Below are 18,677 nucleotides of genomic sequence, written 5' to 3'. Positions count from 1 at the left end.
AGGGCAGTGTAGCCCAACTGGACAGCAAAGGCCAATCAAGGGTAAAAACCTCGTTCGTCCCAGATGCCGATCCCAAAGACGCCGAACCTAAGCGAAGGTCCCATGCAAACTGCCAACACCATCCGCCGCGCCTTCCTCGACTATTTCGCCAAGAATGGTCACGAAGTGGTTTCGTCCAGCCCGCTGGTGCCGCGCAACGACCCGACGCTGATGTTCACCAATGCCGGCATGGTGCAGTTCAAGAACGTCTTCACCGGGGTGGAAAAACGCGATTACGTCCGCGCCGCCACCTCGCAGAAATGCGTGCGCGCCGGCGGCAAGCACAACGATCTCGACAATGTGGGCTATACCGCGCGCCATCACACCTTCTTCGAGATGCTGGGTAATTTCTCGTTCGGCGATTATTTCAAGGACGACGCCATCGCGTTGGCCTGGAACCTGATCACCAAGGAATTCGGCCTAGCCAAGGACAAGCTGCTGGTCACCGTCTATCACGACGACGACGAGGCCTTTAACATCTGGAAGAAAGTGGCCGGGTTCTCGGACGACCGCATCATCCGTATTCCGACCAGCGATAATTTCTGGTCCATGGGCGATACCGGCCCCTGCGGCCCGTGCTCGGAAATCTTCTACGATCACGGCGACAAGATTGCCGGCGGCCCGCCCGGCAGCCCCGACCAGGACGGCGACCGTTTCATCGAAATCTGGAATCTGGTGTTCATGCAGTTCGAGCAGGTGGACAAGCAGACCCGCCTGCCCCTGCCCAAGCCCAGCATCGACACCGGCATGGGGCTGGAGCGTCTGGCCGCCGTGCTGCAAGGCCAGCACGACAATTACGACGTCGATCTGCTGCGCGCCCTGATCGAGGCCTCGGCCCACGAATCCAATACCGATGCCGACGGCCCCTACAAGGTGTCGCATCGCGTCGTCGCCGACCACCTGCGCTCTTCGTGCTTCCTCATCGCCGACGGCGTGCTGCCCAGCAATGAAGGCCGCGGCTATGTGCTGCGCCGGATCATGCGCCGGGCCATGCGCCATGCCCATCTGATGGGCTGCACCGAACCCTTGCTGTGGCGTCTGTTCCCCGCCCTGGCCAAGCAGATGGGCGAAGCCTACCCGGAACTGGGCCGCGCCGGCGCCCTGATCACCGAGACGCTGAAGCTGGAGGAAACCCGCTTCAAGGCCACCCTGGACAAGGGGCTGAAGCTGCTGGACGACGAACTGACCCATCTGGTCCCCGGCGCCAAGCTGGCCGGCGAGGTGGCGTTCAAGCTGTACGACACCTACGGCTTCCCGCTGGATTTGACCGAGGACGCGCTGAAGGCCAAGGGCATCGGCGTCGATACCGACGGCTTCGCCACCGCCATGGACCGTCAGCGGGCGGAAGCGCGCAAGGCGTGGTCGGGCTCGGGCGAGGCGGCGACTGAAACCTTGTGGTTCGAGATCAAGGAAAAGACCGGCGCCTCCGAATTCCTGGGTTATGACGCCATCGGCGCCGAGGGCCAGATCGTCGCCCTGGTCGAGGGCGGCAAGGCGGTGGAAGCCGTCCATCCCGGCCACGAAGTCATGGTGGTCGCCAACCAGACGCCGTTCTATGGCGAATCCGGCGGCCAGATGGGCGATACCGGCGTGATCAGCGTCGCCGGCGGCAAGGCCCGTATCGTCGTCACCGACACCTTGAAGAAGCTGGGCGACCTGATCGTCCACGTCGGCAAGGTGGAAGGTGGTCCGGTGGCGGTGGGCGAGGATGCCCATTTCGCCGTCGATGAAACCCGCCGCGATGCCACCCGCGGCCACCACTCGGCCACCCACCTGCTGCATCAGGCCCTGCGCGACGCCTTGGGCGAGCATGTGACGCAGAAGGGCAGCCAGGTTGGCCCCGACCGCCTGCGCTTCGACTTCGCCCATCCCAAGGGCCTGAGCACCGACGAAATCCGTCTGGTCGAGGCCGAGGTCAACCGCCAGATTCGCAAGAACCGCGAGGTGGTGACCAAGCTGATGAGTCCCGACGACGCCATCGAGGCCGGGGCCATGGCCCTGTTCGGCGAAAAATACGGCGAGGAAGTGCGCGTCGTCTCCATGGGCGGCGACGACAGCCGGCCCAATCCGTTCTCGGTGGAATTGTGCGGCGGCACCCATGTGCGCCGCGTCGGCGATATCGGCGGCTTCAAAATCCTGTCGGAAAGCGCCGTCGCCGCCGGTGTCCGCCGGGTCGAGGCGGTGACCGGTCCGGCCTTCCTGGCCTGGGCCAACGAACAGGAAGAATTGCTGGCCCGCGCCGCCCAGGCGCTGAAGGCGGCCCCGGCGGAACTGCCGGCCCGCATCGCCCAGTTGGTGGAAGACCGCCGTAAACTGGAACGCGAGCTTTCCGAAACCCGCAAGCAATTGGCCACCGGCGGCGGTGCCGGTGCCGCCACCACCCAGATCAACGGCATCACCTATGCCGGTCGGGTGCTGGACGGCGTGCCGGCCAAGGATTTGAAGGGCATGGCCGACGAGATCAAGAAACAGATCGGCTCGGGCGTGGTGGTGCTGGTGTCCAATGACGGCGGCAAGGCCTCGGTGGTGGTCGCCGTCACCGATGATCTGACCGCCAAGCATTCCGCCGTCGATCTGGTCCGCATCGGCTCGGAAGCGGTGGGCGGCAAGGGCGGCGGTGGCCGTCCCGACATGGCCCAGGCCGGTGGTCCCGATGCCGATAAGGCCCAGGACGCGGTCGACAAGATCGCCGCCGCCCTGGCCGGCTGATCCTGCAACGGGCGGCTCCGTTCGGAGCCGCCCGTTTCCCATCTCCGACTTTTGCATCTCTTTACGCCGGTTTGAATCGGCGCGAAGCTTTCGCGTCTATTGGGGTTCAACCGGAGATTTTCATGAAGATTCTGCTCACCGCCGCTGCCCTGGCCTTGCTGGTCGCATCGCCCGCCGCCGCCCAAAGCGCCAGCGATGTCCTGACCCAGGCGGCCAAGGATGCCGCCACCCAGGCTGCCACCGACCAGATCAACAAGGCCGCCGGGGGTGAAAGCAAAGCCAAGGGCTCGAAGGATTCGCCCAATTACGGACGCTCCGAGGACCATCGCCAGGATGACGACAAGCGCGGCCATGGCAAGGATAAGGACAAAAAGGATAAGAAGGACAAGCGCGATAAAAAGGGCCGCGACTGATCCTTCGATCCACATAAAGTAAAGGCCGGGGAAACCCGGCCTTTTTTCATTCAGGCGGCATTGCCGCGTTTATCTCTTCAGGCGGCATTGCCACCAAGCCGCAGCAACGCCATGCGGACGTTGTGGCGGAACTGGCCGATACGGTCGATGGCATCGTTGCCGCCCACCTGGGTCAGCGCGTTCTTGCGCTCGGGGCTCAGCGCCTTGGGGTCGCAACCGGCGAACAGGGCGTCAAACAGACGCAGCATGTGCCGTTCGGTGAAATGATGCGCCTCACGCTCTTGCGCCGTCTTGGCGACGAAGGTATTTGACCCCAGCGATACCGTGGTCGGATTCTGGTTCATCACCAGCAAAAACCAATCCTTGCGCGGGTCGAAACGATGAAAGCTTTTGGCCACCCCCAGGCGCACCCGATCCAAAATCTGGACAGAGCGGCGGTCGGCGTGAAAGTGTTCCCAATCGATGCCGCCATCCTCGCCGCGATAGGTTTCGGCAATCAATTTGGCCCGGCTGCGTAAATCCGCATACATCTCGTCACCCAGGATCATCTTGAGCGCGGTGAAGAATTGCGGCAATTGCCGCCGCTCCAGGCCATGGGCGCCATTGCCGAACAAGTCGGAAAACGGCTGGGCGATCAGCCGACCGAAATGATCCTGACGCTTGCGTTCCAGATCGGCGGCGATGAAGGCATCGCGGCAGGAGATTTCCGAACGGGAGAACAACTCGGCCACCGGGCCTTCTGCCTTCAGAAAAGCAGCGGCCAGACGCTGGACCTGATCCAGCGAAATCTGTCCGTTGCTGGACGCCCGTTCCAGCACAGTGAGAAAATGGCGAAAGGCCGGCTCCCAATTGGCGCGACAGCGCCCCCCGGTCTTGGACCGGGCGGGAGCGGTGTTCTCATCAGCAAGGGCAACATTCGGCGGCTTGTGCATGGGCGCGCACCTGAGCATCCGGTCAATCCGGCCCCCCTACAGTGACACATCATGCCAAGTCTAATCCTTATGGCCTTGGTATGATGCGCACAGTCTGTACGGCCCAAAAACGGTCTTGCTATGCGGACGATATTGGCGCACCATAATGACCACTAACGGGCCGCATACAGGCCGGAGGCAGTCATGCAATTTCGCGAACGCGCCAAGGTGATCCAACTGATTCGCACCGTTTACGACCCGGCGATCAAACGCGGGCGGGCGGAACTGGTGGGCAGCCTGGACAAGGACGCCCCGGAAATCGGCGCCACCTTGCGGCAGGCCTGTTCCCCAGCCGAACTGGCGGAAATCCATGCCTATCTGGCCCAACGCGAACAGGCGCTGTCACAAGACGCGGTGCGTCAGGCGGCCCAGGACTTGCCGGCGCAGATGCGCATGGCCGAGCAATATTTCCGCCTGGGCGGCGATGCCCTGGCCGGCACCCAGGCAGCGGAAATCTATGCCGCCTGGGAAGACTTGAAGAAGGTTTTGCACAAAAGTGGCTACCGCAAGCAAAAGCGGAGCGATTAGCGGGAGGGTTGTGTCATGAACACCGAACAATTGGTGGAATCGGGCCGCATGATCAGTCGGGCTTTCGCCCTGCTGGAACGAGCCAACGATTTTTCCCTGCCCATTGAAGCCGCCCTGATCAGCAAGCGTGGCCTGCTGGACGAAGCCCGCCGCGCCGTCGCCGCCGCCAGGGCCGCCTTGCTGCAATAATCAATAGCGCAATTTAAGGGTGATGGCCCGGCCCTCGGCGGGAATGTCGAAGGCGCATTCGTCGAAGGCCGGCGGCCCCGACACCTCGGGGTCGTTGGACAGGGCATAGCCCTCGGTCGGGATCATGCCCATGAAGCGGTCGAGGCCGCCGTCGCCGTCTTCGTCGTGATAGGCCATGATGGCATAGCGTCCCGCCGGCACTTGGCCGAAGCCGATGCTGGCTTGCCCCGGACTGGCGGCGGCGGTGCGGATGGCGACGGCGCGGTCTTCCTTGCGGAAACTTTCCGCCCGATCATAAAGACCGACACGCAAGCCGCCCTGATCGTGGGCGACGCCGTCCAGGATGACGGTCAGATCACCGGCCCGGGCCGAGCCGACGCCGCCGATCACCACGGCCACCCAGGCCAAGGCCCTGTATTTTCCCGTCCTCATCGCATATCCACCGTCTTGGTTTCCGCCAGATAGGCCTCTTCCACCTCGGACAATTCCACTTTGTCATAACCGGTGATCATGGTCTTGACGTAATGCAGCGGCGTCTTGCCGGTGGTGGTCATATAGATATGAATGATGACGAAGGTGCCCATGGCGAAGGCGGCCACGGTGTGCAACACCGCCACCAGCCACAGCGCGTCGCCCGACCACGGCTGCCCGGCCCATGCGTTGTAGAACAGGTAAAGCAGACCGGTCAGCCACAGCGCCGGACCGATGATCACCATGAAGGTCATGTAGGCCAGCGATTGCAGGGCGTTCTGCTTGCGTTGCAGCGACTTTTTATAGGGGTGCGGCTCGCCCACCAAAATGCCGTAGGCGTAGAAGCGGATGACCTTGAGTATCCCCTTCTTGAACAGATATTGCCGCCATTGGCCGGTGGTGAAATTCCAGAAGGTGGTGAACACCCACAATCCCATCAGCGCATAGGCGGCATAGGTATGGAGGGTCACCGCTTGGCCGAATTTGAGCATTGAATGGGTGCCGTGAATCCCCAGCCCGGTGAAGAACAGGGTGAAGATCAGCACCGCCTGCGACCAGTGCCAGAAGCGCTCGTAGCGCGTATAGATCATCACATCGCGTTTAATCATGGCGGGTCTTCCTGTTCATGACCATGCGAGCCAGACCGTGGAGCAGCACGCCGGCAAGGGCGCCGCCCAGGGCCAGATACCCCAGGATGTCGAGCCAACGGACGGAATCGCGTCCGGGCAGGTAAAAATCGGTGAGGGCGGCCAGACGACCATCCTCGCCCCTGGTGTGGCACTGGCCGCACTTCACCGCGTCTTCCTTGGGCGCAACCATGTGGGTGATCGGCCAGGTCATGCGGGTTTCGATGAAGCCGATCTTGCCGCTCCACGGCAATCCGGCGTAATCCATGCCGAACTTGATCGCCTTGGGATAATCGAAATTGGTCCAAAACGCGCTGTCGTCGGACCCGAAGACGTGGTTGACCACCAGTGTCTTCAATTCCGGGTCATAAGGCTGCTTGCCGCGCATTTCCTTGAACGGCCAGATACGCGCCTTGGGGTCTTTGGCATCACCGTGCAAGGTGTTCAGCCGCAGAATGCCGCCATCGTCGATCTTGTCGGTCAGATTGACCTGATCGGTGACGCCATTGAACCAGTGATAGGTCGGCCGCACGTTCTCGCCGTACTCGAAATCACCCTTTTCCGCCGAGTATTTCAAATGGCCGTGATCGTCCTTGAGGAAGATCGGCTTGCCGCTCTCGTCCTTGCGACCGGCGGTCGACCAGTCCCACAAGGTCTTGGTGGCGATGCCGCCGCGGGCGAATTCCGGGATATGGCAGGTCTGGCAGGCCACCCGGTCGGTGTGGTCGTTCAGCTTGGTTTCGCGGTGCGGGGTGTCGCCGTGACAGGATTCGCAGGTGGCCCGGTTGTGGTCGTCCTTGGGCAGGTCCAGCCCGTGGGGATCCTTGGCGGTGGTGTCGTAGCGCGACCCCGACGGAATATGATCGTTGAAGGTGTGGCAGGTGGCGCAGGTCATGTTGGCGCCATCGGCGGCCATGTGCACATCGAGCTTGCGGCTGGGCTTGATCAACGAGGTGTCGAGGTCGCCATGCTTGACCGCATCGCCGCCGCCGCCGTTGAAGTGGCAGGCGCCGCAATTGTCGCGGCCCGGATCACCGACGCTCCGCGCTGCCTTGGCCAGATCGGGCGGCATCACAGTCTTGCCACCCATGGTCCGCGGCTCGTACAGCGGATGGCCGGCATCGGTGGCCACCTTCTTATAGCCGCCGGAACGGTCGTGGCAGACCAGACAATCGACGTTTTCCTGAACCGGTTCCGGCTGCTTGCGGGCGTCGGTCCAGCCATAGCCGGCGTGGCACGAGGTACAGCGCGGCTCGTTGGACAGGGGCGAACCGCAGAAGCTGTTCATGGTCCTGGGCTTGCCCAGACGCTTGCCGGTGTCGGGATTGGTGAAGTCCCAGCTCCAGTGGATGGACTTCATCACCTGATGCGACGCTTCGGTGTGGCAGGCCAGACAGGCCTTGGTTACCTCGGGGGCCGAGGCGAACGGCCCCTTCAGCGCCTCGAACTTGCTATGATCGGCGGTGGATGACGCCAAAGCCTGCGCCGGCAGCAAGGCGGCCAACACCAGCGGCAGCAGCCACCGCCCGATGGAAATGAATAGTCGTTGCATCTATTGCGCTCCGCCCTGCCGCCGATACCGGCGACAAACATGTATTCCCGATATCTAAAGGAGGGTGCGGTGCGTCAACATTGCGATTCGGCAATGGTGGATTCAAAAATCCGCCACCATGAACAGCCGGCGAAACGGGAACAGGGTTTTGCCGTCGGCGCGGCGCGGATAAGCGCTGGCGATGCGGCGGGTGTATTCGGCCAGAAAGCCCGCGCGCCACGGGGCATCCAATGCGTCCAGCAACGGGCGCAGAGCGGTGCCCATGGTCCATTTGACCACCGGATCGTCGCCGTCCAATACGTGCAGGTATTCGGTTTCCCAGATATCCAGCCGCCGCGCCTTGGCCGCCAGCAGGTCGTAATAGAAATCCGGGCTGCCGACGGGAAAGCGCCGGGCCAAGGGCCGTAGCACCGTCGCCCACGGCCCGGCCTCGGCCGCCTCGGCCATGACGCCGTGCGAGGCGGCATAATGATTGTGCGGCATCTGCACCGCCAAGGTGCCGCCGGGGGCGATGAAGCCGGCCAAGCGCGGGAACAGATTTTCGTGATCGTCCAGCCAGTGCAAGGCCGCGTTGGAAAACAGCACGTCCACCGGAGCGGTGGGCGTCCAGGTGCCGGCATCGGCTTGGCTCCAGCTGATGGCGCTGGGCTGTTCCGCCGCCGCCGCCAGCATCTCCGCCGACGAATCGATGCCGGCGACCTGGGCCTGCGGCCAGCGCGCCGCCAGCAGACGGGTGACGTTGCCGGTCCCTGATCCCAGATCGACCACCCGGGCCGGATTTTCCACCTCGATGCGGGCCAGCAGGTCCAGCGCCGGGCGCAGACGCGGGGTGGCGAAGGCAGCGTATACTTTGGGATCCCAGGCCATGGCTTCACTCTCCCTTTTTCGAGGGGATCAGCATAAAAGCGCACACGGAATCGCACATCTAGGATTATTCCCAGGCCGAAGCCGTTGACTCAGGGCGGCGCTTCGGCTTATAAGCGCGGCTTCCGTTTTCTGTAGACCGATGTTTTGGAGTATCCGACGTGAAGCGCACTTTTCAGCCGAGCAAGCTCGTCCGCGCCCGCCGCCACGGCTTCCGCGCGCGCATGGCCACCGTTGGCGGCCGCAAGGTCATCGCCAACCGCCGCCGCCAGGGCCGCAAGCGTCTGTCGGCCTAAGCCTGACAGGCCATGCCCGTTTCGCTGGCCCGGTTAAAAAAGCGCCCGGATTTTCTTCGGGTCGCTGGTCAGCGCAAGAAATGGGCGGCCCCAGGACTGATTCTGCAAGTGGCGCCACGGCCCGACGGGCCGCCGGACATGCCCGCACAAGAAGCCGATGCCATCCGCATCGGCTTTACGTGTTCCAAAAAGGTCGGTAACTCCGTCGCGCGCAATCGCGCCCGGCGCCGACTGAAGGCGGCGGTGGACGAGCTTTTTCCCGCTCTTGCCCGCCCCGGATTGGATTATGTGGTCATCGGTCGGCGGGAAACTGTCGATCGTGCATATTCTCTTCTCTTGCAGGATTTGCGAACCGCGCTAAAACGTGTCGGTGCGTTGTCGACGGCGGAACCATCCGCGCTGACGACGACCAACGGGGAAAGACCGGATTCATGAGTCCCGTGGCGTGGCTGCTGACGGGGCTGGTCCGCGCCTACCAGCTGCTGATCTCGCCGGTGCTGCCGCCGAGTTGCCGCTTCACCCCTTCGTGTTCCGCCTATGCCCTCCAGGCATTGGCCAAGCACGGGGCGGTCAGGGGGACATGGCTGGCGGTGACGCGGGTGTGCCGGTGTCATCCCTGGAACGATGGGGGCTATGATCCAGTCCCCGAACCGAAGTGCAAGGCCTGCGGCGGCGATGATCCGTCCCGGCCTTCGGATAGGACGCCATGAACGAACAGCGCAACCTGTTTCTCGCCATTGCCCTCTCGGTCCTGATCCTGTTCGGGTTCCAGTGGTTGTTCCCCTCCAAGACTCCGGCGCCGGAAAGCGCCCCGGCGACCACCGCCGCCGGCACCCCGCCGGTACCCACCAGCGGCGATGCCGTCGTGCCCGCCCCGGTCCAGACCGCCGCCCAAATGGCGGTGAAAAGCCGGACCGATGCTTTGGCCACGGCCAAGCGCATCCGCATCAACACCCCCACATTGCATGGCTCGCTATCGGTGACCGGCGCCCGCCTGGATGATCTGACCCTGGCCGGTTATCACGAGACCGCCGATCCGACCTCCAAGGAAATCGAGCTGCTGTCGCCCACCGGCGCCGCCCACCCCTATCACGCCGAATTCGGCTGGGTGCCGGTGGATGCCGGCATCAAGACCCCCGGCCCCGACACGGTGTGGAGCGTGGCCCAAGGCAACGAATTGTCGCCCGGCAGCACTGTGGTGCTGAATTGGGACAACGGCGACGGGTTGCGCTTCGTCCGCACCGTCAGCGTCGACGAAAACTACATGTTCCAGATCGCCCAGCGGGTGGAGAATTACGGCACCAAGCCGGTCACCCTGCACCCCTTCGGCCTGATCTCGCGCACCGGCACGCCCAAGACCGAGGGCATGTACATCCTGCATGAAGGCCCGCTCGGCGTGTTCGACGGCACCTTGAAGGAACACAAGTACGACGACCTGAAGAAGCTGTCGACCGAGCGCAACAAGACCACCGGCGGCTGGATCGGCATCACCGACAAGTACTGGCTGACCGCCCTGGTCCCCGACCAGAAGGAAGAGCTGACCGGTCGTTTCGTTCATCAGCGCGCCGACAATGCCGACCGCTATCAGGTGGATTTCACCGGCGCGGCCAAGGTCGTCGCCCCCGGTGCCGCCGCCGAGACCACCTTCCATCTGTTCGCCGGCGCCAAGCTGGTGTCGCTGCTCGACCATTACACCGAAAAGTTCGGGGTCGAGCGTTTCGATCTGGCCATCGATTTCGGCTGGTTCTACTTCCTGACCAAGCCGTTCTTCTATCTGCTCAAGATGATGAATTCCGGCCTGGGCAACATGGGTCTGGCCATCCTGGCCCTGACCGTGCTGATCAAGGGCATCATGTTCCCCTTGGCCAACAAGTCCTACGCCTCCATGAGCAAGATGAAGCTGTTGCAGCCGCAGGTCAAAGCGCTGCAGGAACGCTTCGGCGACGACAAGGTGCGCCTGCAACAGGAGATGATGGCCCTTTACAAGAAGGAAAAGGTCAATCCGGTCTCCGGCTGCCTGCCCATCCTGATCCAGATTCCGGTGTTCTTCGCCCTCTACAAGGTTCTGTTCGTCGCCATCGAAATGCGCCATGCGCCGTTCTATGGCTGGATCAAGGATCTGTCGGCCCAAGACCCCACCACCATCATGAACCTGTTCGGCCTGATCCCCTGGGACCCGGCCTTGTATCTGCCGGCCTTCCTGCATATCGGCGTCTGGCCCTTGATCATGGGCGCCACCATGTGGCTGCAACAGAAGCTGAACCCGCAGCCGCTTGATCCGGTCCAAGCCAAGATGATGATGTTCCTGCCGGTGGTCTTCACCTTCATGCTCGGCCAGTTCGCCGCCGGTCTGGTGATCTACTGGGCGTGGTCCAACATCCTGTCCATCGCGCAGCAATGGGTGATCATGCGTAAGTACGGGGTCAAGCCCTGAACGCCGGGGCTGAAAACGACGCGGCGACGGCCGGCCTGATCGAGGCCGGTCGTCTGCTGTTCGCCCGCGACATCACCTTCATGCGTGGTGCCGTCGACCTGGAAACCCTGCCGCCCTTCGGTCTGCCGGAACTGGCCTTCGCCGGGCGCTCCAACGTTGGTAAAAGCTCGCTCATCAATGCGCTGTGCGGACGTTCGACGGTGGCCCGCACCTCGAACACGCCGGGGCGGACGCAAGAGCTCAACTTCTTCGACGTCAATGGCCGCCTGATCCTGGTGGACATGCCCGGTTACGGCTTCGCCAGCGCGCCCAAGGACAAGGTCGATGCCTGGACCCGGCTGATCAAGGGCTTCCTGCGCGGTCGCCCGACCCTGCGCCGCTGCATCCTCTTGGTGGATTCGCGCCACGGCCTCAAGGACAACGACCGCGAGATGATGGACATGCTGGACAAGGCGGCGGTGGTCTATCAGGTGGTGCTGACCAAGATCGACAAGCTGAACGCGGCGGAAGTCAAGGCGGTGCAGGAACGCACCCAGGCCGAGATTTCCAAACGCGTCGCCGCCTATCCCACCTTGATCCTGACCAGCTCGGAAAAGGGCATCGGCATCCCCGAGCTGAGGGCTGAAATCCTGCAATTGGCCAACCCGGAGACGGCACCATGACCACGCCTGAGACTCCCGACATCCTGCAAGACCGCGCCGCCTGGCTGGAGCGGGCCAAGACCCTGTCGGAATCGCTGCCGTTCATGCGTCAGTATTCGGACGAGACCGTGGTCATCAAGTTCGGCGGCCACGCCATGGAATCCGACGATCTGGCCCGTCTGTTCGCCCGCGACATCGTGCTGTTGAAGCAAGTGGGCGTCAATCCGGTGGTGGTCCATGGCGGCGGCCCGCAGATCGACGTCATGCTGAAGCGCCTGGACATCCAGACCCCGCGCGTCGACGGCCTGCGCTACACCGACGAAGCCACCGTCGAGGTGGTGGAGATGATCTTGTCGGGCAAGATCAACAAGCAGATCGTCTCGGCCATCAACGAAGCCGGCGGTTTCGCCGTCGGCCTGTCGGGCAAGGACGGCCACCTGATCCGCGCCCGCAAGCTGCGCCGCACCAAGAAAGACCCGGATTCCAATATCGAGAAGATTCTGGATTTGGGCTTCGTCGGCGAACCGGCGGAAATCACCCCGCATATCCTCGACGTGTTCCAGCAGACCGACGTCATCCCGGTGATCGCGCCGGTGGGCATGGGCAATGCGGGCGAGACCTTCAACATCAACGCCGACACCGCCGCCGGCGCCATCGCCGCCGCCACCAACGCCCGGCGCATGATCATGCTGACCGACGTGCCCGGCGTGCTCGACAAGGCCGGCAATCTGATCCCGGAAATGACCGCCAGCCAAGTGGCCGGCTACATCGCCGACGGCACCATTTCCGGCGGCATGATTCCCAAGGTGGAAACCTGCCTGGAAGCGGTCACCCAGGGCGTGGAAGCCGCCGTCATCCTGGACGGACGGGTACCGCACGCGGTGCTGCTGGAATTGTTCACCCCCCACGGCGTCGGCACCTTGATCAAGGCCGATTGACGAAAGCGGCGGTCCCTTGGCGGGGACCGCCGTTTTGTTTAAGCAGCCGGGATGTGGTGGTCGTCGGCGATGCCCGCCGCCACCCGCTCGTTCAGACGCGAGCATTTCTGCCGCTGGCTTTCCGAGCGCAACTGGCCGCAGGCGGCCAGGATGTCGGCCCCACGCGACTTGCGGATGGGGGCGGAATAGCCGTTATCCTGGATCAGGTCGGAAAAGGCGCGGATGTCCCGCATGGACGAACATTCGTAGTCCGAGCCCGGCCACGGATTGAACGGGATCAGGTTGAACTTGGCCGGCAGCCCCTTGACCAGACGCAGCAATTCCCGCGCATCGGCCAAGCTGTCGTTGATACCCTTCAGCATGACGTATTCAAAGGTGATGCGCCGGGCGTTGGAGGCGCCGGGATAATCGCGGCAAGCCTGCATCAATTCCTTCAGCGGATATTTCTTGTTGATGGGCATGATCTGGTTGCGCACTTCGTCGGTGACGGCGTGCAACGAGATGGCCAGATTGACCCCCAACTCGGCCCCGGCCCGGCCCATCATCGGCACCACGCCCGAGGTGGACAGCGTGATGCGACGGCGCGAGATGCCGATGCCCTCGCCGTCCATGATGATCTTGAGCGCGGTGGCGACGTTGTCGAAATTGTAAAGCGGCTCGCCCATGCCCATCATGACGATGTTGGACAGCAACCGGGTGGTGTCGTCGGGCGTCGGCCATTCGCCGTAAGAATCGCGCGCCAGCATGAACTGGCCGACGATTTCGGCGGCGGTCAGGTTGCGCACCAGCAATTGGGTGCCGGTATGGCAGAACTTGCAGGTCAGGGTACAGCCCACCTGCGACGAAATGCACACGGCACCGCGCTGCTCGTCTTCATCGGGGATGTAGACGGTTTCCGCCTCGTTGCCGTCGTCGAACTTCAGCAGCCATTTGCGGGTGGTGTCGACGCTGGTCAGTTCGCGCTCGACCAGCGGGCGGCGCACCACGTAGCGTTCGGCCAGCCGTTCCTGCATGACCTTGGAAATCGAGGTCATCTTGAGGAAATCGGTTTCGCCGCGATTGTACAGCCAATGCCACAGCTGCTTGGCGCGAAACGGCTTCTCGCCGATGGACGCCATTTCGGCGGTCAATTGGTCGCGCGAAAGCCCGATCAGGTTGGTTTTTTGGCTGCTGTCGTTCATGGCGCGATACTTAAGGATTCAGGGGCGAAATTGCAATCCTTGCCGCAAATTGCCGCTGTTTTCGGCGAAAGTTCTCGTTATAGTCCCATGCCATGACTGATCCCTTCGCCCTTGACGACGACATCCCCGATCCGTTCCAGCCCGCCCCCCGTCGCGGCGGTCCGGCGCCCGTCCCCGCCGATGCCCCCTGGCTGATCGGCCTGAACCCCGAACAGCATCAGGCGGTGACCACCACCGAAGGCCCGGTGCTGGTGCTGTCGGGGGCCGGCACCGGCAAGACAAGGGTGCTGACCAGCCGGCTGGCGCAGATCCTGGCCGGGCGGCGGGCGCAGCCGTGGCAGATCCTGGCGGTGACCTTCACCAACAAGGCGGCGCGTGAGATGAAGGACCGCGTCGCCCATATGGTCGGCCCGGTGGCTGAACAATTATGGCTGGGCACCTTCCACTCCCTGTGCGTGCGCATCCTGCGCCGCCATGCCGAGGCGGTGGGGCTGAAATCCAACTTCACCATCCTCGATGCCGACGACCAGTTGCGGCTGTTGAAGCAGGTGATGGAAGCCGAGCATATCGACAACAAGAAATGGCCGGCGCAATCGCTGATGGGGGCGATCCAACGCTGGAAGGATCGCGGCCTGACCCCGGACAAGATCGGCGCCGATCTGGCCGGCGATCTGGCCGGCGGCCGCGCCGGGCAGCTTTATCGCCTGTACCAGGAACGGCTGCTGACCCTGAACGCCGCCGATTTCGGCGATCTTCTGCTGCATTGCCTGACCTTGTTTTTATCCCATCCCGACGCCCTGGCCCATTATCAGGAGCAGTTCCGCTATATCCTGGTGGACGAGTACCAGGACACCAACGTGGCGCAATATCTGTGGCTGCGGCTGTTGGCGCAAAAGCACAAGAACATCTGCTGCGTCGGCGACGACGACCAAAGCATCTATTCGTGGCGCGGGGCCGAGGTCGGCAACATCCTGAAATTCGAGCGCGACTTCCCCGGCGCGGCGGTGGTGCGGCTGGAAAGCAATTACCGCTCCACCCCCCATATCCTGGCCGCCGCCAGCGCCCTGATCGCCAACAATGCCGACCGCCTGGGCAAGACCCTGCGCCCCGGCCTCAAGCACGAGGCGAGCGAGATCGAAAAGGTCCGCGTGCGCGGTGTCTGGGACGGCCCGGAAGAAGCCCGCGTGGTCATCGAGGAAATCGAGACCTTGCAGCGCCGGGGCGAAAGCGCCGCCAGCATGGCCATTTTGGTCCGCGCCGGCTTCCAGACCCGCGAGTTCGAGGAACGCCTGATCACCACCGGCATCCCCTATCGGGTCATCGGCGGCCCACGCTTTTATGAACGCCAGGAAATCCGCGACGCCCTGGCCTATCTGCGGCTGATCAACTCGCCCGATGACGGGCTGGCCTTCGAGCGTATCGTCAATCTGCCCAAGCGCGGCTTGGGTGACGCCGCCCTGCAAGCGGTGCACGCGGTGGCCCGGGCCCGAGCCTTCCCGCTGTTCGAGGCCGCCCGCCTGCTGGTGGAAACTGACGAATTGAAGCCCAAGCCGCGCGGCGCGCTCTCCAAGTTCTGCGACGACGTGCTGCGCTGGCGCAGCCTGCTGGACGATCTGCCGCACCCTGAATTGGCCGAGATGGTGCTGGACGAATCCGGCTATGTGGAAATGTGGAAGAACGACAAAACCCCAGAGGCGCCGGGCCGGGTGGAAAACCTGAAGGAACTGGTGCGGGCGCTATCCGATTACGAAAACCTGCAAAGCTTCCTCGAACACGTGGCCCTGGTCATGGAAAACGACCAACGGGACGGTGTCGACAAGGTCACCATCATGACCCTGCACGGGGCCAAGGGGCTGGAATTCGACAACATCTTCCTGCCCGGCTGGGAGGAAGGGGTGTTCCCGCACCAGCGCGCCATGGACGAGGGCGGCAATGCGGGATTGGAAGAGGAACGCCGCCTCGCCTATGTCGGTCTGACCCGAGCGCGCAAACGGGTGCTGGTCACCTTCGCCGCCAATCGCCGCATCTACAACCAGTGGCAAAGCGCCCTGCCCAGCCGCTTCCTCGACGAACTGCCCGCTGGTCACGTGGAGGTCCAGGCCGAACGCGGCCTGATGGGCTCGTGGTCGCAGCCGGCCAAGCCGAAGGGGCCGGGCGCCTGGGCCATCGCCCCCAAGGAACGCACCAGCGATTTCGACGTGGGCGAGCGGGTATTCCACCAGAAATTCGGCGGCGGCACGGTGCTGGCGGTGGATGGCGACAAGCTGGAGATCAATTTCGACAAAGCCGGCACCAAGAAGGTGCTGGACAGTTTCGTCGAGCCGGCGTGATACTTTGGCAAAATTTGCCAATAAGGGTGCCCGATCATGGCGACCATGAATGTCAGCCTGCCGGCCGAGATGATGGCCTTTGTCGAGGCCGAGGTTTCCGGCGGTGATTATGCCAGCGCCAGCGAGGTGGTGCGCGATGCCCTGCGCCTGCTGCGCCGCGAACGGGCGGCGGAGCAGGAACGCATTGCCATCCTGCGCCGGGAAATCCAGTTGGGCCTGGACGATGCCGAAGCCGGGCGCCTGTCCCGAATCAGCGTCGCCGAGATCGCCGAACAAGTTGCCGCCCGCCACCGGGAATGATCGTCGAATTCACCGAACTGGCCCAACAGGATGTGCGCGACGTCCTGCGCCAGACCAACGACCAGTTCGGCAGCCGGCAATTACGGCGGTACGCCGCCTTGTTCGACACCGCCCAAGCCCTGCTGGGAGAGGATGCGGAGCGTCCCGGCTCGCTCGACCGTTCCGATCTGCTGCCCGGCATTCGCCTGTTCCATTTGGAACTGGCGGCGGGTAAAACCGGCGCCGCGTCCCATTGTCTGTATTACCAAGTCGGAACGCTGTCGGATGAAACGCAAGGCGTGATCGTCCTGCGCGTGCTGCACCAGCGCATGGAACCGACCCCGCATCTCGCCAAAGCCCTGCAACAAGGATAAATCATGCCCATCGTCTTCCCCGATATCTGGCACCTGCGTCTGGTCCTCGCCCCCGAGGCGGTGGATGCCTTTGAAGAGGTGTTCGAGCGCTTCGCCGAATCGGTGACCATGTTCATGGAAGACAAATCGGGCATTTCCGACGGCGATTGCCTGTGGCACCTGGAAGGCTATTCGCGCACACCGCCCGACCGCGCCCAGATCACCGCGGCGCTGTCGGCCATCGCCGCCGCCACCGGGCACGACCTGCCGGCGCTGGAAATCGAGCGCCTGCCCAATGTGGATTGGGTTTTGGAAAACCTGCGCGACTTCCCGCCCATCGATGCCGGGCGGTTCTTCGTCCGTGGCAGCCATTGGGACGGCAAGGTGCCGACCGGGCGCATCGAATTGCTGGTGGATGCTGGCACCGCCTTCGGCTCGGGCGAGCACGCCACCACACGCGGCTGCCTGACCATGCTGGACAAGCTTGGCAAGCGCCGCCGCTTCCTGCATCCGCTGGATTTGGGCGCCGGCTCGGGCATCTTGGGCATCGGCATGGCCAAGATGTGGGCGGTGGACGTGCTGGCCACCGACATCGACCCCAGCGCCGTCAAGGTCGCCGCCAACAATGCCCGCATGAACGGCGTCGGCAGCCGTTTCACCAGCGTTGTCTCCGACGGTTATCGCAATCGGGCGCTGAAACAGGGCCAGCCCTTCGACATCATCGTCGCCAACATCCTGGCCAAGCCGTTGATGCGCATGGCCAAGGATCTGGCCGCCCATCTGGCCCCCGACGGCGTCGCCGTCTTGTCCGGCCTGCTGGATTGGCAGGAACGCATGGTCATGGGCGCGCACGAACCTCAAGGCCTGCGCCTGCGCGAACGTATCGTCATCGATGGCTGGGCGACGCTGCTGATCGGGCGTTGAAACAAACCAAGCCCGCGCGGCGTTTGAGCGGGCCCGTTCACGGGCCGGCCTGCGGCCCAGTTGCCCAACCCACCCGAAAGGCGTAGAGTGCCCTGGGGTTGGGTTACAGGGGACCATCGCATGAATCGTCTTGCCGTCATTTGCGCCGCCGCCGCCAGTCTGGCGTTAAGCGCCTGTGCCTCCGACCCGCAGCCCGTGGCCTCGGCTCCGGCCAAGCGCATGGTTACCCCACCGGGTGGCCTGTGGGAAGTGGTCGAAGCTGTGGCCGTCGACTCCACCGGCACCGACAAATCGCCCTATCTCGGGCAAAAGCTGGCGCTTTATGAAAACAGCGCCGGCGACCCGGCGGGCCGCACGTGTGCCAAGCCGGTCTATATGGGCTGGGAAGCCGATGCCGCCAGCGTCGTCGGCGCCGCCGCCGCCGCCGCCAAGCCGGGCGAAAAGCGCCCGGTCATGGATGTGACCTGCGACGGCGAAGCCTTCGGCGCCTATGTGGGCATGGCCGATGGCAGCCTGATGACCCGCGTCAACAACTGGGCGCTGACCCTGAAGCGGGTGCCGGCTGAAGCGATGATGGCCAAGGCACCCGAACCGGCCCCCGCCCCCGAGCCGGTAAAGGTAGAGCCGCCGCAACCCGAACCGGCCAAGATGGCCGCCCCCGACAAACGCAGCATCGTCTATCTGGCATCGTATAAAAACGAGCAGACCGCCAAGTCCGGTTGGAAGGCCCTGGCGAAAAAATCGTCGATCCTGGCCAAGCAGGAGCCGGTGATCACCCCGTTTGATTTGGGCAAGAAAGGCAAATGGTACCGCCTGTACGGCTTGGCCGCCGACGAGGCCGAACGCGCCGCCATCTGTAAGCAATTGGGCAAGCTGGTGGACGAATGCGGCTCGCGCCTGCGCGAGTAACACCGCTTGCGGGCTGCGCCTCGCGCATAA

General features: G+C 63.6%; 21 protein-coding genes. 15 read left to right on the top strand and 6 right to left on the bottom strand.

All coding sequences use genetic code 11. From position 1 onward, the window contains the following. Positions 1-102: 102 nt before the first annotated feature. Entirely contained in the window at positions 103-2,748 is a 2,646-nt protein-coding gene (gene alaS / locus MGMSRV2_RS18960) for an alanine--tRNA ligase (protein ID WP_024081997.1), read from the top strand. A gap of 122 nt (positions 2,749-2,870) precedes the next feature. Then, positions 2,871-3,161 (top strand): hypothetical protein, encoded by a 291-nt coding sequence (locus tag MGMSRV2_RS18955; protein ID WP_024081996.1) that lies wholly within the window; start codon positions 2,871-2,873, stop codon positions 3,159-3,161. 77 nt (positions 3,162-3,238) lie between these two features. Here MGMSRV2_RS18955 and MGMSRV2_RS18950 read toward each other — a convergent pair whose 3' ends face one another. Then, positions 3,239-4,093 carry a hypothetical protein gene (locus tag MGMSRV2_RS18950; RefSeq protein WP_024081995.1) on the bottom strand — a complete coding sequence of 285 codons (855 nt, stop codon included), beginning with the start codon at positions 4,091-4,093 and terminating at the stop codon, positions 3,239-3,241. A gap of 183 nt (positions 4,094-4,276) precedes the next feature. On the opposite strand from MGMSRV2_RS18950, the gene MGMSRV2_RS18945 reads away from it, so the two are divergent. Together MGMSRV2_RS18945 and MGMSRV2_RS21530 are read left to right on the top strand one after the other, a co-directional pair. Beyond that, entirely contained in the window at positions 4,277-4,660 is a 384-nt protein-coding gene (locus tag MGMSRV2_RS18945) for a hypothetical protein (protein WP_024081994.1), read from the top strand. 15 nt (positions 4,661-4,675) lie between these two features. Continuing rightward, entirely contained in the window at positions 4,676-4,849 is a 174-nt protein-coding gene (locus tag MGMSRV2_RS21530; protein WP_024081993.1) for a hypothetical protein, read from the top strand. Here MGMSRV2_RS21530 and MGMSRV2_RS18940 read toward each other — a convergent pair whose 3' ends face one another. The 4 genes from MGMSRV2_RS18940 to MGMSRV2_RS18925 all read right to left on the bottom strand — a co-directional run bounded on the left by MGMSRV2_RS18940 (position 4,850) and on the right by MGMSRV2_RS18925 (position 8,365). Continuing rightward, complete coding sequence (locus MGMSRV2_RS18940) at positions 4,850-5,248, bottom strand: DUF2141 domain-containing protein (protein ID WP_234016438.1); 399 nt, start codon at positions 5,246-5,248, stop codon at positions 4,850-4,852. Between the two features lie 29 nt (positions 5,249-5,277). Continuing rightward, complete coding sequence (locus tag MGMSRV2_RS18935) at positions 5,278-5,928, bottom strand: cytochrome b/b6 domain-containing protein (protein WP_024081991.1); 651 nt, start codon at positions 5,926-5,928, stop codon at positions 5,278-5,280. Then, positions 5,921-7,498, bottom strand: coding sequence for a tetrathionate reductase family octaheme c-type cytochrome (locus MGMSRV2_RS18930; protein ID WP_024081990.1), 1,578 nt, complete (start codon positions 7,496-7,498; stop codon positions 5,921-5,923). Before MGMSRV2_RS18930 ends, MGMSRV2_RS18935 begins: the two co-directional genes overlap by 8 nt. Before the next feature lie 102 nt (positions 7,499-7,600). Next, complete coding sequence (locus MGMSRV2_RS18925; protein WP_024081989.1) at positions 7,601-8,365, bottom strand: methyltransferase domain-containing protein; 765 nt, start codon at positions 8,363-8,365, stop codon at positions 7,601-7,603. 158 nt (positions 8,366-8,523) lie between these two features. Here MGMSRV2_RS18925 and rpmH point away from each other — a divergent pair, with 158 nt between their 5' ends. The 6 genes from rpmH (at position 8,524) to argB (ending at position 12,671) form a co-directional block, all read left to right on the top strand. Then, complete coding sequence (gene rpmH / locus MGMSRV2_RS18920; protein ID WP_041633803.1) at positions 8,524-8,658, top strand: 50S ribosomal protein L34; 135 nt, start codon at positions 8,524-8,526, stop codon at positions 8,656-8,658. A 12-nt stretch (positions 8,659-8,670) separates the two neighbouring features. Beyond that, positions 8,671-9,093, top strand: a complete 423-nt coding sequence (gene rnpA, locus MGMSRV2_RS18915) for a ribonuclease P protein component (RefSeq protein WP_024081988.1) — start codon at positions 8,671-8,673, stop codon at positions 9,091-9,093. After that, positions 9,090-9,368 carry a membrane protein insertion efficiency factor YidD gene (yidD, locus tag MGMSRV2_RS18910; RefSeq protein ID WP_024081987.1) on the top strand — a complete coding sequence of 93 codons (279 nt, stop codon included), beginning with the start codon at positions 9,090-9,092 and terminating at the stop codon, positions 9,366-9,368. The genes rnpA and yidD overlap by 4 nt, the downstream gene beginning before the upstream one ends. Further along, the gene (gene yidC / locus MGMSRV2_RS18905) at positions 9,365-11,092 is read left to right on the top strand and encodes a membrane protein insertase YidC (protein WP_024081986.1); all 1,728 of its coding nucleotides are present in this window, start codon (positions 9,365-9,367) and stop codon (positions 11,090-11,092) included. The genes yidD and yidC overlap by 4 nt, the downstream gene beginning before the upstream one ends. Before the next feature lie 80 nt (positions 11,093-11,172). After that, positions 11,173-11,754, top strand: coding sequence for a ribosome biogenesis GTP-binding protein YihA/YsxC (gene yihA, locus MGMSRV2_RS18900; RefSeq protein WP_024081985.1), 582 nt, complete (start codon positions 11,173-11,175; stop codon positions 11,752-11,754). After that, positions 11,751-12,671, top strand: a complete 921-nt coding sequence (argB, locus tag MGMSRV2_RS18895; protein ID WP_024081984.1) for an acetylglutamate kinase — start codon at positions 11,751-11,753, stop codon at positions 12,669-12,671. The genes yihA and argB overlap by 4 nt, the downstream gene beginning before the upstream one ends. A 38-nt stretch (positions 12,672-12,709) precedes the next feature. Here the strand turns inward: argB and rlmN are convergent, their stop codons facing one another. After that, positions 12,710-13,852, bottom strand: a complete 1,143-nt coding sequence (gene rlmN / locus MGMSRV2_RS18890; RefSeq protein WP_024081983.1) for a dual-specificity RNA methyltransferase RlmN — start codon at positions 13,850-13,852, stop codon at positions 12,710-12,712. A 92-nt stretch (positions 13,853-13,944) separates the two neighbouring features. Between rlmN and MGMSRV2_RS18885 the strand changes: the two genes are divergently transcribed. The 5 genes from MGMSRV2_RS18885 to MGMSRV2_RS18865 all read left to right on the top strand — a co-directional run bounded on the left by MGMSRV2_RS18885 (position 13,945) and on the right by MGMSRV2_RS18865 (position 18,647). Continuing rightward, positions 13,945-16,182, top strand: coding sequence for an ATP-dependent helicase (locus tag MGMSRV2_RS18885; protein WP_024081982.1), 2,238 nt, complete (start codon positions 13,945-13,947; stop codon positions 16,180-16,182). Between the two features lie 36 nt (positions 16,183-16,218). After that, positions 16,219-16,482, top strand: a complete 264-nt coding sequence (locus tag MGMSRV2_RS18880) for a type II toxin-antitoxin system ParD family antitoxin (RefSeq protein ID WP_024081981.1) — start codon at positions 16,219-16,221, stop codon at positions 16,480-16,482. Continuing rightward, positions 16,479-16,835, top strand: coding sequence for a type II toxin-antitoxin system RelE/ParE family toxin (locus MGMSRV2_RS18875; RefSeq protein ID WP_024081980.1), 357 nt, complete (start codon positions 16,479-16,481; stop codon positions 16,833-16,835). Before MGMSRV2_RS18880 ends, MGMSRV2_RS18875 begins: the two co-directional genes overlap by 4 nt. Before the next feature lie 3 nt (positions 16,836-16,838). Continuing rightward, entirely contained in the window at positions 16,839-17,738 is a 900-nt protein-coding gene (locus MGMSRV2_RS18870; RefSeq protein WP_024081979.1) for a 50S ribosomal protein L11 methyltransferase, read from the top strand. Between the two features lie 120 nt (positions 17,739-17,858). Next, positions 17,859-18,647, top strand: coding sequence for an SPOR domain-containing protein (locus tag MGMSRV2_RS18865; protein WP_024081978.1), 789 nt, complete (start codon positions 17,859-17,861; stop codon positions 18,645-18,647). Positions 18,648-18,677: the final 30 nt, after the last annotated feature.

The organism is Magnetospirillum gryphiswaldense MSR-1 v2 (genome assembly GCF_000513295.1).
GTDB lineage: Bacteria > Pseudomonadota > Alphaproteobacteria > Rhodospirillales > Magnetospirillaceae > Magnetospirillum > Magnetospirillum gryphiswaldense.
This window is presented reverse-complemented; position numbering and strand designations above follow the sequence as displayed.

Excerpts from the sequence above, each read along its gene's own strand:
- alaS (WP_024081997.1), top strand. The coding sequence starts at position 103 with ATGCAAACTGCCAACACCATCCGCCGCGCCTTCCTCGACTATTTCGCC.
- MGMSRV2_RS18955 (WP_024081996.1), top strand. The coding sequence starts at position 2,871 with ATGAAGATTCTGCTCACCGCCGCTGCCCTGGCCTTGCTGGTCGCATCG.
- MGMSRV2_RS18950 (WP_024081995.1), bottom strand. The coding sequence starts at position 4,093 with ATGCACAAGCCGCCGAATGTTGCCCTTGCTGATGAGAACACCGCTCCC.
- MGMSRV2_RS18945 (WP_024081994.1), top strand. The coding sequence starts at position 4,277 with ATGCAATTTCGCGAACGCGCCAAGGTGATCCAACTGATTCGCACCGTT.
- MGMSRV2_RS21530 (WP_024081993.1), top strand. The coding sequence starts at position 4,676 with ATGAACACCGAACAATTGGTGGAATCGGGCCGCATGATCAGTCGGGCT.
- MGMSRV2_RS18935 (WP_024081991.1), bottom strand. The coding sequence starts at position 5,928 with ATGATTAAACGCGATGTGATGATCTATACGCGCTACGAGCGCTTCTGG.
- MGMSRV2_RS18930 (WP_024081990.1), bottom strand. The coding sequence starts at position 7,498 with ATGCAACGACTATTCATTTCCATCGGGCGGTGGCTGCTGCCGCTGGTG.
- MGMSRV2_RS18925 (WP_024081989.1), bottom strand. The coding sequence starts at position 8,365 with ATGGCCTGGGATCCCAAAGTATACGCTGCCTTCGCCACCCCGCGTCTG.
- rnpA (WP_024081988.1), top strand. The coding sequence starts at position 8,671 with ATGCCCGTTTCGCTGGCCCGGTTAAAAAAGCGCCCGGATTTTCTTCGG.
- yidD (WP_024081987.1), top strand. The coding sequence starts at position 9,090 with ATGAGTCCCGTGGCGTGGCTGCTGACGGGGCTGGTCCGCGCCTACCAG.
- yidC (WP_024081986.1), top strand. The coding sequence starts at position 9,365 with ATGAACGAACAGCGCAACCTGTTTCTCGCCATTGCCCTCTCGGTCCTG.
- yihA (WP_024081985.1), top strand. The coding sequence starts at position 11,173 with ATGCGTGGTGCCGTCGACCTGGAAACCCTGCCGCCCTTCGGTCTGCCG.
- argB (WP_024081984.1), top strand. The coding sequence starts at position 11,751 with ATGACCACGCCTGAGACTCCCGACATCCTGCAAGACCGCGCCGCCTGG.
- rlmN (WP_024081983.1), bottom strand. The coding sequence starts at position 13,852 with ATGAACGACAGCAGCCAAAAAACCAACCTGATCGGGCTTTCGCGCGAC.
- MGMSRV2_RS18885 (WP_024081982.1), top strand. The coding sequence starts at position 13,945 with ATGACTGATCCCTTCGCCCTTGACGACGACATCCCCGATCCGTTCCAG.
- MGMSRV2_RS18880 (WP_024081981.1), top strand. The coding sequence starts at position 16,219 with ATGGCGACCATGAATGTCAGCCTGCCGGCCGAGATGATGGCCTTTGTC.
- MGMSRV2_RS18875 (WP_024081980.1), top strand. The coding sequence starts at position 16,479 with ATGATCGTCGAATTCACCGAACTGGCCCAACAGGATGTGCGCGACGTC.
- MGMSRV2_RS18870 (WP_024081979.1), top strand. The coding sequence starts at position 16,839 with ATGCCCATCGTCTTCCCCGATATCTGGCACCTGCGTCTGGTCCTCGCC.
- MGMSRV2_RS18865 (WP_024081978.1), top strand. The coding sequence starts at position 17,859 with ATGAATCGTCTTGCCGTCATTTGCGCCGCCGCCGCCAGTCTGGCGTTA.